General features: G+C 74.7%; 14 protein-coding genes. 5 read left to right on the top strand and 9 right to left on the bottom strand.

What is annotated here, in order from left to right; genetic code table 11:
- Positions 1–64 precede the first annotated feature (64 nt).
- Complete coding sequence (locus ACH495_RS10105; RefSeq protein WP_396857368.1) at positions 65–1,687, top strand: Ig-like domain-containing protein; 1,623 nt, start codon at positions 65–67, stop codon at positions 1,685–1,687.
- Between the two features lie 109 nt (positions 1,688–1,796).
- Here the strand turns inward: ACH495_RS10105 and ACH495_RS10110 are convergent, their stop codons facing one another.
- The gene (locus ACH495_RS10110) at positions 1,797–2,588 is read right to left on the bottom strand and encodes a hypothetical protein (protein ID WP_396857369.1); all 792 of its coding nucleotides are present in this window, start codon (positions 2,586–2,588) and stop codon (positions 1,797–1,799) included.
- A 132-nt stretch (positions 2,589–2,720) separates the two neighbouring features.
- Here ACH495_RS10110 and ACH495_RS10115 point away from each other — a divergent pair, with 132 nt between their 5' ends.
- On the top strand, positions 2,721–3,524 hold the full coding sequence (locus ACH495_RS10115; RefSeq protein WP_396857370.1) for an SDR family NAD(P)-dependent oxidoreductase: 804 nt from the start codon (positions 2,721–2,723) through the stop codon (positions 3,522–3,524).
- Between the two features lie 7 nt (positions 3,525–3,531).
- Here ACH495_RS10115 and ACH495_RS10120 read toward each other — a convergent pair whose 3' ends face one another.
- Both ACH495_RS10120 and ACH495_RS10125 read right to left on the bottom strand, forming a co-directional pair.
- Positions 3,532–4,215 (bottom strand): response regulator, encoded by a 684-nt coding sequence (locus ACH495_RS10120; RefSeq protein ID WP_396857371.1) that lies wholly within the window; start codon positions 4,213–4,215, stop codon positions 3,532–3,534.
- Entirely contained in the window at positions 4,212–6,164 is a 1,953-nt protein-coding gene (locus tag ACH495_RS10125; RefSeq protein WP_396857372.1) for a histidine kinase, read from the bottom strand. Before ACH495_RS10125 ends, ACH495_RS10120 begins: the two co-directional genes overlap by 4 nt.
- A 396-nt stretch (positions 6,165–6,560) precedes the next feature.
- Between ACH495_RS10125 and ACH495_RS10130 the strand changes: the two genes are divergently transcribed.
- The 3 genes from ACH495_RS10130 to ACH495_RS10140 all read left to right on the top strand — a co-directional run bounded on the left by ACH495_RS10130 (position 6,561) and on the right by ACH495_RS10140 (position 8,042).
- Complete coding sequence (locus ACH495_RS10130) at positions 6,561–6,734, top strand: hypothetical protein (RefSeq protein ID WP_396857373.1); 174 nt, start codon at positions 6,561–6,563, stop codon at positions 6,732–6,734.
- Positions 6,731–7,744, top strand: coding sequence for a cupin-like domain-containing protein (locus ACH495_RS10135; RefSeq protein WP_396857374.1), 1,014 nt, complete (start codon positions 6,731–6,733; stop codon positions 7,742–7,744). Before ACH495_RS10130 ends, ACH495_RS10135 begins: the two co-directional genes overlap by 4 nt.
- Before the next feature lie 160 nt (positions 7,745–7,904).
- On the top strand, positions 7,905–8,042 hold the full coding sequence (locus tag ACH495_RS10140) for a hypothetical protein (protein ID WP_396857375.1): 138 nt from the start codon (positions 7,905–7,907) through the stop codon (positions 8,040–8,042).
- A gap of 16 nt (positions 8,043–8,058) precedes the next feature.
- Here the strand turns inward: ACH495_RS10140 and ACH495_RS10145 are convergent, their stop codons facing one another.
- The 6 genes from ACH495_RS10145 to ACH495_RS10170 all read right to left on the bottom strand — a co-directional run bounded on the left by ACH495_RS10145 (position 8,059) and on the right by ACH495_RS10170 (position 15,387).
- Entirely contained in the window at positions 8,059–8,652 is a 594-nt protein-coding gene (locus ACH495_RS10145; RefSeq protein ID WP_396857376.1) for a hypothetical protein, read from the bottom strand.
- Positions 8,653–8,802: 150 nt separating this feature from the next.
- On the bottom strand, positions 8,803–9,081 hold the full coding sequence (locus ACH495_RS10150) for a hypothetical protein (RefSeq protein ID WP_396857377.1): 279 nt from the start codon (positions 9,079–9,081) through the stop codon (positions 8,803–8,805).
- Between the two features lie 50 nt (positions 9,082–9,131).
- On the bottom strand, positions 9,132–9,941 hold the full coding sequence (locus ACH495_RS10155) for a hypothetical protein (protein ID WP_396857378.1): 810 nt from the start codon (positions 9,939–9,941) through the stop codon (positions 9,132–9,134).
- 73 nt (positions 9,942–10,014) lie between these two features.
- Entirely contained in the window at positions 10,015–10,914 is a 900-nt protein-coding gene (locus ACH495_RS10160) for an RICIN domain-containing protein (protein ID WP_396857379.1), read from the bottom strand.
- 10 nt (positions 10,915–10,924) lie between these two features.
- Complete coding sequence (locus ACH495_RS10165) at positions 10,925–14,293, bottom strand: AAA family ATPase (RefSeq protein WP_396857380.1); 3,369 nt, start codon at positions 14,291–14,293, stop codon at positions 10,925–10,927.
- Positions 14,290–15,387 (bottom strand): hypothetical protein, encoded by a 1,098-nt coding sequence (locus ACH495_RS10170; protein ID WP_396857381.1) that lies wholly within the window; start codon positions 15,385–15,387, stop codon positions 14,290–14,292. The genes ACH495_RS10165 and ACH495_RS10170 overlap by 4 nt, the downstream gene beginning before the upstream one ends.
- Positions 15,388–15,524: the final 137 nt, after the last annotated feature.

The following is a 15,524-nucleotide window of genomic DNA, read 5'->3' on the forward strand; positions in this document are numbered from 1 at the left end:
ATTGACAGACCGAGCCCCGACCGCTGAGGCTTGATGAAGTGATGTCTATCAATAAACGGGGGCCATGATGCGACGCAGGATCTTCGCGCTGGCTACAGCCGCCGCGGTCGTCGTCGGCGGGACCATGACGATGGTGCTGCATCCGGCGTACGCCGCGACGGCCTGCACTGTCGACTACACCATCACCCGGGAGTGGTCCAGCGGCTTCTGGGCCGAGCTCACCGTCACCAACCTGGGCTCTCCCGTCACCGACTGGTGGCTGCGGTTCCGGCAGGCCAGCGGTCAAACGATCACCATGGGCCGGGACCGGCTGCCGGACGGATACACGCTCGGCAGCGGCGAGTTGTACCCGATAACCATGCTCCGCCCACCGGCGGGGTCCACGCTGCCGACCGGCGCCTCGGTGACGGTGCGGTTCGGCGGCAACTACCGGGACGCTGCACCCGAGCCGAGCGACTGGGTGTTGAGCGACCAGCCGTGCAGCGTGGACGACCCCGGCCCGACCCGTTCGGCCTCGGGGAGCCCGGTGCCCAGCCCGCTGCCGGACGGGCCGTCGGTGGCGCTCACCTCGCCCCTGCCCAACGACTTCTTCGCGGCGCCGGGCGTCATTCCGATCCGTGCGGAGGCCACGGCGGTGGCCGGCCGGCGGATCGAGCGGGTCGAGTTCCGGGAGCGCGGCACGTTGCTCGCCGTGGACACCACCGCGCCGTACGCGTTCGACTGGCGCGGCGTGCCGCCGAACAGCGGTACCCGCGTCACCGCCACCGCCTACGACAGCGCCGGCGCCCAGGCCACCGCCGAGGTCCGCGGCGTCCGGGTGCTCCCGCCGCAGGCACCCGGTGCCGCACCCGCGCTGAAGGCATCCGGCAACCGCATCCGCACGGTCACCGCCGACCCGAGGCCGTACCGGCCACGCGGAATCATCCGGTCGGCCGTGCCCGGCGAGTGCGCCTGGGGACCGATCCGCTGGGACGGCCCGGTCGACGACGCGTCCGTAGGCGCGCTCCGGGCCCGCGGCGTCAACGCGGTGCGGGTCGTGCTGAGCGACGCCTGCTACGTCTACACCGGCAGCCCTATCGACAGGCAGAACCGCGTCGGCTACCTCGACGAGGCGGCCCGGTACGTCGACCGGCTCGTCCGCGCCGGCATCACACCCATCGTGTCGTTGCGCCAGAGCGACATTTCCGCCACCCGCACGTTCTGGAGCGCGGCGGCGGAGGTGTTCGGCGACGACGATGCAGTGGTCTTCGACGTCTCGCCCTACGCCTTCCCGGCGGTCGGCGGCACCGATCCCGCGGCGGTCTGGACCTGCTGGCGCGACGGCGGTCCCGAGTGCGTGGGTGCCGGCCTGCCGAACTTCGGCGTGCAGGAGCAGATCCGGCTGCTACGCGTCCAGGGCTCGTTCAACCTGGTCCTCGCCGCCGGGGTCGACGGCGGCAACGACCTGCGCCGGTGGCTGGAATACCGCCCGGCCGACCCGGACGGCCGCAACGTGGCCGCCGCCTGGCGCGTCGACGACCGCTCGGCCTGCGCCACGCCGGCCTGCTGGCAGTCCACCCTGCTCCCGGTCGCCGCCCAGGTACCGCTGATCGCTACCGACGTCAGCGCCGGCTCGGCGGCGCCGACGTTCGTGCTGCGGACGGTCACCTGGCTCGACCAGCACGGCATCGGCCACCTTCGTCGGTGACCGGGGGAGGGGTAAGCCACACACGTTCGACGGTCCCGGCCGGTCCGGTCGGGTTCCGGTCCGTGCCCGGGTGTCCCGCCGACCCGGGACACCTGCCGCGCCGAGGTGGTCAGCGGGTGGAGACGCCGCCGGTGAGCGCGTCCGAGGTCAGGCCGGCCTCGGTCGAGACCACCACCACGTGGACGAAGGCCTGCGGCATGTCGGTGAAGTGCCAGGTGCGTCGGCCGGTGTCCGGCGTGCCGGAGATGATCGCTCGGGCGGAGCCGACCTCGGTGGTCGGGGGGTACTCGTTCGGCCGGGTCTGCAGCCAGCTCAGGTCGATGCGGTAGCCGTCCTCCCGGAGCGAGTCGTCGGTGAACGTGACGTCCAGGGTGCGCTTGCCGGCCTGGTACCCGGCGGTCAGCGTCAGGTCGCTCGGCGGCGTCGGCTTCACCGTGTACTGCGGGCAGGACAGCGGGGCGACCTCGGGCACGGGCTCGGTGCCGTCGGGCACGTTGTTCGCGGTGACACAGAACCGGTGCACCCCGGCCACCGGCGAAGCCGGCACCGTGAAGGAGAAGCCGACGAAGGCGCCCCGCCCGGCGTGCCACAGGTCGGCCGGGCGGGTCGCCGCGGGCGGCGCGTCGGTCCTCACCGTCACCTGCACCGGTCCACCGTTGGGGTCACTGGCCCAGCCACTGACCCGCACCGCCCCGTCGCCGTACTCCCACGACTCCAGCGCGCCCGTCGGATACTTGTCGCTGCCCACCGGCGGAGGCGGCGGCTCGGTCGGGCTGTCGTCGCAGGCCGGCGGCGGGACGGGTACGTCGCAGTTGGGTCGGGCGAGCGCGGTCCCGGCCGCGACCACGGTCAGGCCGGCGCTGACGGTGAGCGCCAGGCCGGTGGCGAGGAGTCTTCTCATGGCCGAAGCACAGCAACCACCACTTGGGCCGGACTTGGTGTGGCCGCGTTTAGACGCCGCCAAGCGGCGGGAGTTCCCATCGATCATCGAGCCCCGCACGTCAGGGCGTGGTCGCAGGACGGAAGGAACGACATGGGCACCATTCTCGTCACCGGCTCGGTGGACGGCATCGGCCGGCGAACCGCTGCGCAACTCGTCGACCAGGGGCATCGGGTCGTCCTGCACGCCCGCGACGAGGATCGGGCGGCGGTGGCGAAGGCGGCGCTTCCGGCGGCGGCCGCGATCGCGGTCGGGGACCTGAGTTCGATCGAGGAGACCGCGGCGCTCGCCCGATCGCTGGCCGCGTTCGGCCGTCTCGACGCCGTCGTGCACAACGCGGGGATCGCCCGGCTCGACGCCCCGGCCCGGGAGTTGACCGGCGACGGGCTGGAGTCCACCTTCCAGGTCAATGTGCTCGCGCCGTACCTGCTGACGGCCCTGCTGCCCCGGCCCGGCCGGTTGGTGTTCGTGTCCTCGGCGATGGCCGCCGACGGGGTGGCCGACCTGACCGACCTTCGGTACGACGTCCGCCCGTGGAACGGCGTGCAGGCGTACGCCAGCTCGAAGCTGCTGGACCTGGCGCTCGCGGTCGCCGTGGCCCGACGGTGGCCCGGCACCCTGAGCAACGCGGTCGACCCCGGCTGGGTACGCACCCGGATGGGTGGCGACGCCGCGCCGACGAGCCCCGACGACGCCGCCCGGAGCCAGGTGCGCCTGGCCGTGGGCGCCGGCCCCGACGCCCTGGTCACCGGGCGGTACGTCAGTGCCCGTGACTGGCGGCCGGTGCGCTCGCGCATCGACCCGTTGGGAGACGAGTTGCTCGACCGCTGTGCGGAGATCAGCGGCGTCCACCTGCCGGCGGAACCGTCCGCCGAGCGTGCGCTCCTGGGCGGCTGACCCCCGGTCAGGCGTGCCGGTCGGTGACCGGGGGCGCCTCACCCGTGCTCGGCGCGCCCAGCCCGTGGTCCCGGGCCGCCGCGATGGCCTCGGCCCGGCTGCCCAGGTGCAACTTCACCAGGATGGCCGACACGTTGTTGCGTACCGTCTTGGCGCTCAGCCCGAGCCGATGCGCGATCAGCGGGTTGGCCAGGCCCCGCGCGAGCAGGCCGAGGATCTCGCGTTCCCGGTCGGTCAGCTGGGGGAACGGCGCGTCGGAGCGGGCGCCGAGCAGCGCGCCGGCACGGTCGGCGAGCGGAGCGCCGAGGATCAGGTCGCCGCAGGCGACGCCCCGGATGCCGCGCTCCACGTCCGCGGCCGAGGCGCCCTTGAGGACGTAGCCGCGTGCCCCGGCGCGCAGCGCGGCGACCAGTGAGGCGTCGTCGTTGAGCATGGTGACCACCAGGACCCGGATCGCGGGGTGGTCGCGGCGCAGCAGCCGGGTCGCCTCGATGCCGGAGCCCCGGCCGAGGTGGAGGTCCATCAGCACCACGTCGGGGCGTACCCGGGCGACGAGGGCCAGGGCGTCGGTGGCGTCGGCGGCCTCGCCCACGCACTCGATGCCGGTCAGGGTGTCGAGCAGCGCGCTCATGCCGAGCCGGAAGACCGGGTGGTCGTCCACCACGACGACGCGGATCGGACTGTCGCTCACGGTTGCTCCAGGGGGATGGTCAGGCAGACGATGGTGCCGCGGGCGCCGGCCGGGCCGACGGTCAGGGTCGCGCCCACCGCCTGGGCCCGTTCCCGCATCGCGTGCAGACCGACGCCTGCGTTGGCGGGTCCGGGCGGCATGCCCCGACCCTGGTCGGTGACGGTGACGCGCAGCAGGTCGGGTCGCCGCTCCAGCGAGACGGCGCACTGGTCCACCCCGGCGTGCCGCTGCACGTTGCGGATCGCCTCGGCGGTGACCCCGTAGGCGGCGGTGGCGATCGGCTCCGGCAGCGGGTCCAGGGTGGCCGGTCCGTGCACCACGATCCGCAGGCCGGTCCGGGCGTACTGGTCACGGAGCAGGTCCAGGGCGGGGCGCAGGCCGCCGTCGGCGAGCACCGGAGGCAGCAGGCCGTGCGCCAGCTCGCGAACCTCCGCCGCGCGTGCGGTCAGCTCGTCGGTCAACCGGTCCAACAGGCTCTCCGCCCGGTCCGGGTCGCGGCGCAGCAGGTTGCGGGTGGCGGCCAGCCCCAACCCGATGCCGCTGAGCGCCGGGCCGAGGCCGTCGTGCAGGTCCCGGCGCAGCGATCGGCGTTCCTCGTCGCGTACCTCCGCCAGCCGTTGCCGCGACCGGGCCAGGTCGCGGTTGGTGCCGGCGAGGTCCACGACGGCGGCGACCACCGGGGCGAGGACGGCGAGCGACTCCCGGGCCCGGGCGCCGAGCAGCTCGCCGGGCCGGGGCCAGGCGTGCAGGTGGCCGACCTCACGGTCGCCGCTGGTCAGCGGCACGGTGACCGGGGTGCCGTGGTCACTCGGCGGGGGATGCTGCCCGCCCTCGGTGACGCGCACCTCGGCCAGCCGGAGCGCGGCGGCGACGGTCGCGCCGATGTCGGTGGTGCTGCCGACGCTGTGCACCACCCGGTGCAGCAGCGGCTCGGGCGCCTCGCCGTGCACCAGCCGGTCCACCCGCCGCTGCACCGCCTGGCGGATCGGTTGGAAGGCCGCCGCGAGCGCGCCGGTCACCACGAGCTGCGGCAGCGGCAGGGAACGCGGCAGCAACCGGTCGAGCAGGGCCACCGTCGCGCAGTACGCGGCGATCACCACGGCGGTCATCAGATACCAGACGAGGGTGCGCCGGACGGCCAGCCGCAGCCCCCACAGTTGTTGGCGCAGCACCACCACCGCCACCGCGGCGGGGAAGAACGCCTGGGAGGCGAGCATCAGCAGCGCGGGCAGGATCGCCGGGACGACCGGTGGCAGCAGCGTGGCGAGGAAGGCGAGGGTGAGCAGCCCACTGCCGGCGGTCGCCCAGCCGAGGCCGTGCCGCTGCGGCGCGGGGCCGCGCCGCCACCGCCACCCCAACCCGGCGCAGGCCAGCAGGCCGAGCCCGACCAGCGCGTACGGCAGCACGGGCACCAGCGGTCGCAGCAGCGCGGTCCGGACCTCGCGCGCCTCGGGGGTCAGCGGTAGCACGCCCAGCGGCGACGGCGCGGTGACGGCGGCGGCCAGCGTCACCACCAGGTAGCCGGTGCCGGCGGCGACGGCGAGCCGGTCGATCCGGCCGAGCGGCCGGTCCGGCAGCAGCCAGGGCATGATCAGGACCAACGCGTACAACCCGGGCAGCCAGGCCCACTGGTGCAGGGCGGCCAGCACCGGCGGGCCGCCGACGGCGAGGTGCCACTGGGCGACGAACGCGGAGAGCGCGCTGCCCAGCGCCGCCGCGCAGGCGATGAGGCCGGGGAGCCGGCCGCCGGCGCGTTGCCGGCTCAGGATGAGCCAGGCCACGGCGCCGTAGACGACGCCGTCGAGCAGGTCGACGAGGGAGTAGAGCTGGATGGCGTCGAACGGGGGAGTCGCCACCGCCCAGGCGGCGACCGCGCCGAGCGTGAGCAGGGCGGTGCCGGCGACCACCGCCCACGCGACCCACCGCCGGGTCCGGGATACGTCTGGCATGTCGGGTCCACTGTGTCAGCCCGCCGGCGCCGACGGGACCACCGGAACGGCGGGTGCTCGGGTGGCGGGCCGGTCGGAAGCGACCGGCCCGCCACCGGGTTCAGCTCTGCGCGACCGCCTTGCCGCTGACGATCGCGGCGATCAGCGCCCTCCACCGCCGACGGCGGCGAGGCGCCTGCACCATCACACCCACTGGGATTCCTCCGGATCACTTCGTCCGCCGGGCCGGCGGACGCGGAGCGCAGCCTGCCCGCGGTGACGTCCCGCCGGCCAGGGGTGGATGTCCCGGGCCGGCGGGACCGGCGCGTCGTCCGTTCGGTGCGGCGCCACCGTCCCGGGACGGCCGGGACCGGCGTCCCTGGCGGGCCGGGACGGCGCGCCGGTTGACTGCCCGACATGACCGACACCTCGCCGGACCACATTCCGGCCCACGTGAAGAACTCCTACGTCAACTGCTCCGAGTACACCCGGGCACCACGGCTCACGCCGCTGCCGAGCGTCGTCGACACGAGCGCGACCGCACCGCCGGCCCGGCCGTCGGCGTCGGTCCGCCTGGAGGTCGTCCGGTGACCGTGGCCGTCGCGCCGGGCCTGCTTCCCGCCTGGCGGGAGTGGCTCGTCGAGAACCTGGCGATGGGGGTAGCCACCCAGCAGGCCCGCGCGGCGGCCGTCGCCGGCGGCGCCGACGCCGACGCCGTCGACGCCGAGCTGGCGGCGTTGACCAGCCACCCGTACTTCGCCGTCTGCCGGCGGCTCGCGTTGCGCTACGACTGGATGGAGTCGGTGCTCGACACCTACCGGGTGCTGCGCGACGACGACGGCGGCCGTGACCTGGACCGGCGTACCCATCTCAGCGCGGCGGAGTTCTTCGGCCGCTACTACTACGCCAACCGCCCGGTCGTGCTCGACGGCCTGATGACCGACTGGCCGGCGCGGCACTGGACGTTGGACGCGATGGCCCACCGCTGCCCGGACGCCGTGGTCGAGGTGATGACCGACCGGGAGTCCAACCCCGAGCACGCCTGGCAGTACGACCGGCACCGCACCACCATGCCGTTCCGCGACTACCTGGCGATGCTCGGCTCCGGCACACGGACCAACGACTACTACATGGTGCCCCGCAACGAGAACTGGAACGGGGCGCTCCGCGCGCTCGCCGAGGACGTGCGGCCACCGGCCCACCTCGTCGACCCGGCCGCCGGGGGGCACCTGCTGCTCGGCCCCGCCGGCACGGTGACCCCGCTGCACGTCGACAACAGCACGGTGCTGCTCGGCCAGGTGCTCGGCCGCAAGCACGTCCGGTTGGTCCCGTCGTACCAGCGGCACCTAGTCTACCCGCGGGGCGGGACGTTCAGCGCGGTGGACGCGGACCGGCCGGACCTCGACCGGCATCCCCGCTACGCCGAGGCCACCGTGCTGGAGACGATCCTCGAACCGGGCCAGATGTTGCTCGTCCCGGTCGGCTGGTGGCACTGGGTGCACGCGCTCGACCTCAGCGCCACGGTCACCTTCCACCACTTCCGGGTGCCCGGCCAGAACCACCGGATGGCCACCCCACCCGCCGCCCGCGCCGCCGATTGACGGGGCGACCGGCCGCGTGTCACGGTTCCCGCGGACACCCGGCCGGTGGCGCCGATGCTCGACCGCCCGCCGCCGACGAGCGCGGTCGCGCCGGCGGCGTTCGACCGGCGGGTGCGGTCGGGGCGCATGCCGCAGTCTCGACGTCTTCCGCTGGTCCGTCGTGCGCTACCACGCGGTACGGGCGGGGGCGCTGGATCGGGCGGCGGTCGAGGCGGACTTCCGCTCGCTGGGCCGGGACGGCGCGCTCGCCCCGGACGTCGGGCTGCTCGCCGCCATGAACCGGCGGTCGAACGCCTGACCGGCGGGACCGCGGGTCACACCGCCGGGACGTCGTGCACCCGGGCGCTGACCACGAGGGTCTTCGTCCGGGTGCCACGCGCGTTGCGGACCGTCAGCAGGTACGTGTGCTTCTGGATGTCACCCTCCTTGCCGGAGCAGGGGAAGGGGAAGGTCTCACTGCCCGTCGCCGGGTAGTTGTCGCCGTAGATGCCGGGGCCGTCGACCGAGAGGGCGACGGAGTCCACGTCGGTGGCCTTCCACTCCACGAGGACCGGCTGCCCGGCGATCGGGTTGACGGTGGTCCCGGCCGGGCAGGACGGCTTGCCGGCGATCCGGAAGTAGACGATGGCCGGACCGCCCGACGTGGTGCCGGACCGGCCGGCGTCGCCGCCGGTGCTGTCGGTCGGACGGCTGCCCTTCGTGTCGCCGCTCGTCGAGCCGGTGCCGGACGTGCGGGGAGCGACGCTCGCCGCGGCGGCATCCGGTGTCACCGCCCCGCCGGTGGGGGCCTCGGTCACGGTCGTGGTCGCGGTGGACTCCGTGGAGCTTCTCGTGGACGTGCAGCCACTGGTCGCGAGCGCGACGACTACGACGGCGGCGGCGGGGCGGAGCAGGACTCGAACGGGCATGGCCACTCCTTCGAGCGCCGCCGGCGGGGCCCGGGGCGACTGGATCTCACGTTAGGTCCGCCCGGCAACCGGGCTGCTCCGCCGACGCCGTCCCGAAGCCCGCGCTGCCCACGAAGTGCGCCCGGACCGGCTGATCCACCGCCAGCGGGATCACCAGCATCGGTGTCGCCGCCCGGATCGACTCGGCCTGCGGTCGGGGTCGAGCCGATCCAGGCCCGAGAAGCTGACCTCGTCGCCGCGGGTCGAATGGGTCCGGGTCGACCACCGCACACCGTGGACCTGCGCCTCGCCCAATGCCCGGCGGCGCTGCCCGTCGAGCGCGCCGCCGTCCGCGGACAGCAGCAGCAGGGAAACCTCACCGCCGGTGGCGCGGAGCGCATCGACCACCAGAACGTACGGGTTCAGGTGACCGCCTGCCGGGACGTGCATCCGATGTCAATGCCCCCCGTTGGCCGCCATTCTCAGCCTCGGGATTCCCGTCATGGTCCAGTCCGTTCCGCCGGACGAGTGCCGCGCCGGACGTTGAACAGGATCGCCACCCCCACCATGATCAGCGCGACGCTGATCGCGACGACGCCGGGAAGCGACACACCCGTCCTGGGCAGCTGTGGACCGCACGAGGCGGGCTCGGCGTACGCGCCGGAGGCGATCTTCCGGTCGCCCGCCGTGACCGTGATCCCGCCACCGTTGCCCGGCGGCACCGTGACGGTCTCCCGGCCACCCGGCCGTACCTCGATCGACCTGGTGAATCCACGCTGGGCGCCGACCCGGAACCGCGCGGCCACGTCGGCGTCGGCGGCGTTGACGAGGCTGACCGTCACCGAGCCCGCACAGGTGGAGGCGAGCCGGGCCGAGGGCTGCGCCGCACGGGGCTGCTGGCAGGTGCCACCGAGGCCCACCGTCGCGGAAGCCGACTCGCGCACGCTGAAGGTGGGGCGCTGCCAGATCGCGGTCACGGCCAGGCTGGCGCGCTTCGCCCCGCCCGGCAGGGTCTGCCGCCCGGTGAGCGCACGGGGTGCGGCGGGAAGGGCGGCACCGGCCGCGATGCCGGACACGGGCCGTTCGGACGGCGTCCCCGACACCTCGGTGAGCTCGCCGGCCAGATCGTGCTCGCTGCTGGTGACCGTCCAGGTGACCACCCAGCTACCGGTAGCGGCATCGCACGCGGCGACGCCGGTGACGGTCGGCACATGGGCCTCGGCGGTGCCGGGCAGGCTGAGGGCGATCAGCACCGCCACCCAGGCGGCGGCGAGGCCGATGGTGCGGCGCATCGTGTTCGCTACGGTCATTCGAGTCTCCGGCTTGGGGGAAGGGGACGTCCCGCGGACGTGCGGGGCGTGGTCGGCGAGGGCGAGGTGCCCGTCACGAGCGCCGGACGAGTTGCAGGCGCCACGTCTGGTTCGCGTTCGGGTGAGCGGGGTCGGCGCTCCACTGCTGGAGCGGTGTGCCGTCGGCAGTTCCACCGTCGGTCAGGTCCAGGAGAAAGCCACTGCTCAGGTTGCGGATCGAGTAGCCGCCGGCACCCAACGGGTGAAAACACCAGCTCTGGTTCGGGTTGCCCGCGAACGCCGTCCATTGCTGCATGTGCCCGCCGTTGACGGCGTCGCCGTCCGGGTTGTCCAGTGCCTTGCCGGAGCGGATGTTGACGAGTTGGAAGCACCCGTTGCCGGCGGTCAGCAGCCGCCACTGCGGGGCGGTGCCGGCGGTGTCACCGATCGCCACGATCGCGGCGCCGTCCTGGGTGGAGCCGGCGGCCACTCCGATCGGCTTGCCCGTACCGGCATTGACCACCTGGACCACGGCGCCGGCGTGGGGAATGGTCGGCCCTGTCCCCGTGGAGACGCCGGCCCGGCCGGTCGCGGACGGTGCCGGCGCGGGGCCACCGGTGGCCCGCCGGCGCGGCGGGGGACCTTCCCGCGTGGCGGGTCCGGAAGCCGTGGGCTCCGGGGTGGTCCTCGTCCTGGCCGGCGGGAACGTCGGTGCGGCGACCGGCGCTGCCGGCGATCCGGCCGGATCGGGAGGGAGCAGCTCGGCGGACGGCGGCGGCTCCGGGCCACGGTCCGCCGTGTTCACGGCCACCGCGACGACGACGGAGCCGGCGGCCAGCACGCTCAACAACCGCCCGACCAGGCGGCGGCCCCGGCCCGAAGGCACGGGTGGGGCCACCGGTGCGTCCCCGAAGACCCTCGGGTCGGCGGCCCGGCGTTCGTTCCGGAGCCCGGCCCGGCGCCGGTCGTCCAGGGGATCCTGGTGGTCGCGCACGGTGGTCACCTCAGGCTGTCCGGACCGCCGTCACGTCCACCGCCTGGAGGGTCTGGAGTTCCTCCACCGACAGATCGGTACGCCCGCGTAGCCGGCCGGCCTGCCGGGTGACCGCCTCGTCGAGCAGTTGACGGGCGTAGCGGCCGTTGCCGAACGAGGGCCCCTTCGGCACCGCGGTGAAGTGCGCCCGTAGCGCGTCCAGCGTCTCCAACGGGCACTCGTATCCGCTGGCCGCGGCGAGGCTCTGGAAGATGGCCACCAACTCGTCGGGGGTGTAGTGGGCGAAGTGGATGTGCCTGGTGAACCGCGACTGAAGTCCGGCGTTGGCGGCGAGGAACGCGACCATCTCCCGCTCGTACCCGGCGACGATCACGACGACCTCGTCGCGGTGGTCCTCCATCAGCTTGACCAACGTGTCGATCGCCTCGCGGCCGAAGTCGTTGCGGGCGTCCGGGGGACTAAGCGTGTACGCCTCGTCGATGAACAGCACGCCACCACGGGCGCGGTCGAACGCCTCCCGGGTCCGGTGCGCCGTGTGTCCGATGTACTCGCCGACCAGGTCGGCGCGGGCCACCTCGACGACCTGGCCGCCGCCGAGCACCCCGAGGGCGGCCAGCAGCCGACCGTACAACCGGGCCACGCTGGTCTTGCCGGTGCCCGGCGGCCCGGAGAAGACCAGGTGGCGGGAGACCGCCGGGGCGGGCAGCCCGGCGCGGACCCGGACCCGGACGTTGGCCAGCAGGTCGACCAGGTCGGCGACCTCCCGCTTCACGGCGTCGAGGCCGGTCATCGCGTGCAGCGAGGCGAGCAGCCCGTCCACCGCGGCGCTGCCGGCCGCGTCCGAGCCGGCGGTCGCGGTCGGGGCGGCGCCCAGGTCCTGCGGCAGCAACTGGGCCAGCTCCACCCCGTCGCTGGCGCCCTCCGCGGACAGCCGGTACGCCTGCCGGCCGATCATCTCCTCGAAGATCTTCCGCGCCACCCGGGCGTTGCCGAACGACTCGGTCCGGGGCATCGCGTCGAACAGCCCGGCCAGCGCGCCACGGGTGTCGTACTCCAGCACGTAGTGGTGGGTGCGGCAGAGCCGCTCCACGATGGTGATCAGCTCGTCGGTGGTGTAGCTGTCGAACTCGATGGTGCGGGAGAAACGCGAGGCGAGGCCGGCGTTGCCGGCCAGGAACTGCCGCATCTGCGGCGAGTATCCGGCGGCGATCACGATCACCTCGTCGCGGTGGTCCTCCATCAGCTTGACCAGGGTGTCGACGGCCTCCCGGCCGAAGTCGTGCCCGCTCGCCCCCTCGATCGGGTTGAGCGTGTACGCCTCGTCGACGAACAGCACGCCGCCGAGCGCCTCGGTGAACTTCTTGGTGGTCTTCACCGCGGTGCCGCCGATGTGTTCCGCGACCAGGTCGGCCCGGGACGCCTCGACGAGCTGGCCGGACTCGAGCACCCCGAGGGCGGTCAGGATCTGGCCGTACAGCCGGGCCACCGTGGTCTTGCCGGTGCCGGGCGCACCCGCGAAGACCAGGTGCCGGGACATCGGCGGGCGGGGCAGCCCGGCCTCCGCCCGCCGCTGGGCCACCTGGTGCAGCCCGACCAGCGTGGCGACCTCCTGTTTCACCGCGGCCAGGCCGACCAGCGCGTGCAACTGCGCCAGCAGCGGCGCGACGGCATCGGTGTCATCGGATGGGACGCCACCCGGCTCGGCCTCCGCCGCGCCGGGCCGCGCCGACGGCACCTGGGCCGGATCCGAGGTACGCCGGCCCGGCTCCGGGTCCGGCGACGGCAGGACGGGTGCCGGCTCGTGGGTCGGGAGGTCGCCGGACCGGGGCACGTCCCGCCGGTTCGGGTGGGTCGCCGCCCCCACCCGGCGGACCTGCTCCCGGCGGTTGCCGGTGATGGTGGAGTCGGCCAGGTCGACGACGTCAGCCGTCTCCAGGAGCACGCCGTCGGTGCCGTTGTCGACGACCTCCGACCGTACCAGCGCGCCCCGCGATCCCGGCGCGAACCGTACGCCGACCAGGTCACCGCCGCTGACCCGGCTGTGCCGGAGGTCGAGGTCGCCGGCCGCCTCGACCACGACGCCGGCCCGGGCCGCCGAGCCGACCTCGCAGGACGTGACGGTGGCCTGGCCGTCCCGGCCGACGATCAGGCCGTGCCGGCCGCCGCGCAGCCGGGAGTCGGTGAGCACCAGTTGGGCGCCGGCGACCCGGACACCGGCCTCGCCGCAGCCCTCGACGGTGCAGCCGCGTACCGTGCCGAGCCCGCCGTCGACGCCCTGCACGCCAAAGTCCAGGCAGTCGGCGACGACCGTGTCCTCGAGCACCGGATCGGCGCCGGTGCGTACCAGCACGCCGGTCCGGCCGCCTGTCACCGCACACCCCACCAGCGCGCCCCGAGCCCCGTCGTCGAAGATCACGGCCGCCTCGCCGGCGGCGGTGATCTGGCAGTCCCGCAGCGTGGGCGCCGCGCCGTCGGTCACCGCGACCGCCGCCGCGGCGGCGGTCGCGTCGAGCCGGCACTCGACCAGCTGCCCGGTGGCGGTCTCGAGCGCGAGGACGGTGTGCCCGGTGGTGCCCTCGACCTGGCAGCGCAGCAGCGTCGGGTCGGCATCCCCGGCGATCACCACCCCGTGCCCGCGGATGTCCCGGATGACACAGTCCTCCAGCGTCGGCCGGCCGCCGGTGGCGACCACCGCCGGGCCACCGGCGTCACGGATCGTGGTACGCAGCAGCCGGACCGCTCCGCCGCTCTCCACGGCGACCGCCGGCCCGGCGACCGCCGACACGACGCAGTCGACCAGGCTGCCCCGCCCGGCGCGGGTGGACAGCACGCCCGGTCCGGCGGCGCCGGTCACCGTGCAGTCGACGAACTCCGGGTCGGCGCCCGAGGAGATGACCATCGCGGCACCGCCGACGTCCCGTACCGTGGTGGCCCGGATCGTTCCGGTCATCCCGCCCTCCAGGAGCAGGCCGGCGCCGGCGGCGTTGCCCACCACGCACGTGTCGAGGTCGAGGCGGCTGTCGCCGGCGTGCAGCGCGACCAGCCCGTCGGCCCGCAGCTCGCAGTCCGACATTCGCAACGACCCGCCGGTGACCTGGACCGCCGGGAACCGGTCGCCACCACCGACGACGGTGATGCCGCGCAGCTCCACCCGGCCGGCGCCGACGAAGAGGGCGACCGCCTCCGGCGCCTGGAGCGTCACGGTGCCGGGACCGTCCTCGGCGGCCAGCGTGACGTCCCCGATGATCCGGAGCTCCTCGTGGTAGGTGCCGGGTTGGAGCACGATCGTCGTGCCTGGACCGGCGACGGCCAGCGCGTCGGCGATCCGGGGCAGCCCACCCGGCTCGCTGTGCGACACCGACACCACTTGGGAACTCATCGTCGTGAACCTCCGGGAACGGGGTCGGTGAGCCGGGCCGGTGCGGCGCCGGCGTGCGGGCTCGGGCCCGGGACGAAGCGACGCCCCCCGCCGTCCAGACCGATCGGGAAGTCCAGGGTGGCCGGGTGTCGCAGCCCGGTGCCGGTCGCGTTCCCGCGCAGTCGCCGCAGTGTCTCGTCGCCGCGCCCGGCCGCCGTCGGGCGTTCGCCGGTACGGTCGCGCAGCAGCACCCGCAGCGGACTGTCGCGGGCTGGTTCGTCGACGGCGAGCACCGCGAACCGGCTGCCCGGCGGGAACGTCGCGGCGGGCCGTGCCTGCGGGGTGAACGGGTCGATCCGCCGGGCGCTCACCGACCAGATGACGTATTCCACCGCGACGTCGGGGCCGGCCCCACCGGTCAGCCGCACGTCGACGAAGGCCGGCTCGACGAGTTCGTCACCGGCGCGGTAGCCGGCGGTCACCGCCGAATTGCTGGTGGCGTAGACCGGGCCGATGACGGTCGGCAGGCGACGCAGGCCGCTCGTCGCGCCGCGGGCGAGCAGCGCCTCCGCGCCGGGTGGCCGCTCGGCGGAGCCACGGAGGGCGTGGTTCACCGCGGCCCGGTCGGCCACGTACGCGCAGAGCGCCACCAGGTCGCCCACCAGGTCGGCGCCGTGGCCGGCGGCGGCCCGTAGGCCGGGCTCCTCGGCGAGGGTCCGGGTGACCACCCGGGCGTACGCGTCGTACCGGTCGGTCAACGCCCGCCGCAGCCGCGCCCGGTCCTCGGCGCCCCACCCGCCGTCGTCCAACCACTGCGGTACGCCGGGCGACCGCACCGGCGACGTCGATCCGGACCCGGGCCGGGCCGGGCTCGCCGTGGCCCGGTCGGCGGGGGCGGTGGTCCGGTCGCCGGGCGTCGCGACCGGTGGCCCGGTGACCGGTGGCCCGGCCAGCGGGGCCAGCTCGCTCCACCGACCCGTCCACCGGCCCGGATCGAGTGCGCTCGCCCGCGAGGTCAGCGCCTCGGGCGTGTCGTTGAGCCGGGTCGGCGGGAGGGTCGGCGACTCGGAGGCAGGCGCGGGTGTCCTGGCCGGAAGCGGTACCGGGATGGTCAACCGTCTCCCCTCTCGGCCGGCCGTGGTGGTCAGTGGGACGTGGCCGGTTCACAACGGATGGCCCGGTCGATGGGTTCATCCCGGCCTCCGGCTCCTACCGGGTACTCGACCCAGGTTCGACGGACCTGTCCGGCGCG

The sequence above is a fragment of the Micromonospora sp. NPDC018662 genome (assembly GCF_044391475.1).
GTDB lineage: Bacteria > Actinomycetota > Actinomycetes > Mycobacteriales > Micromonosporaceae > Micromonospora.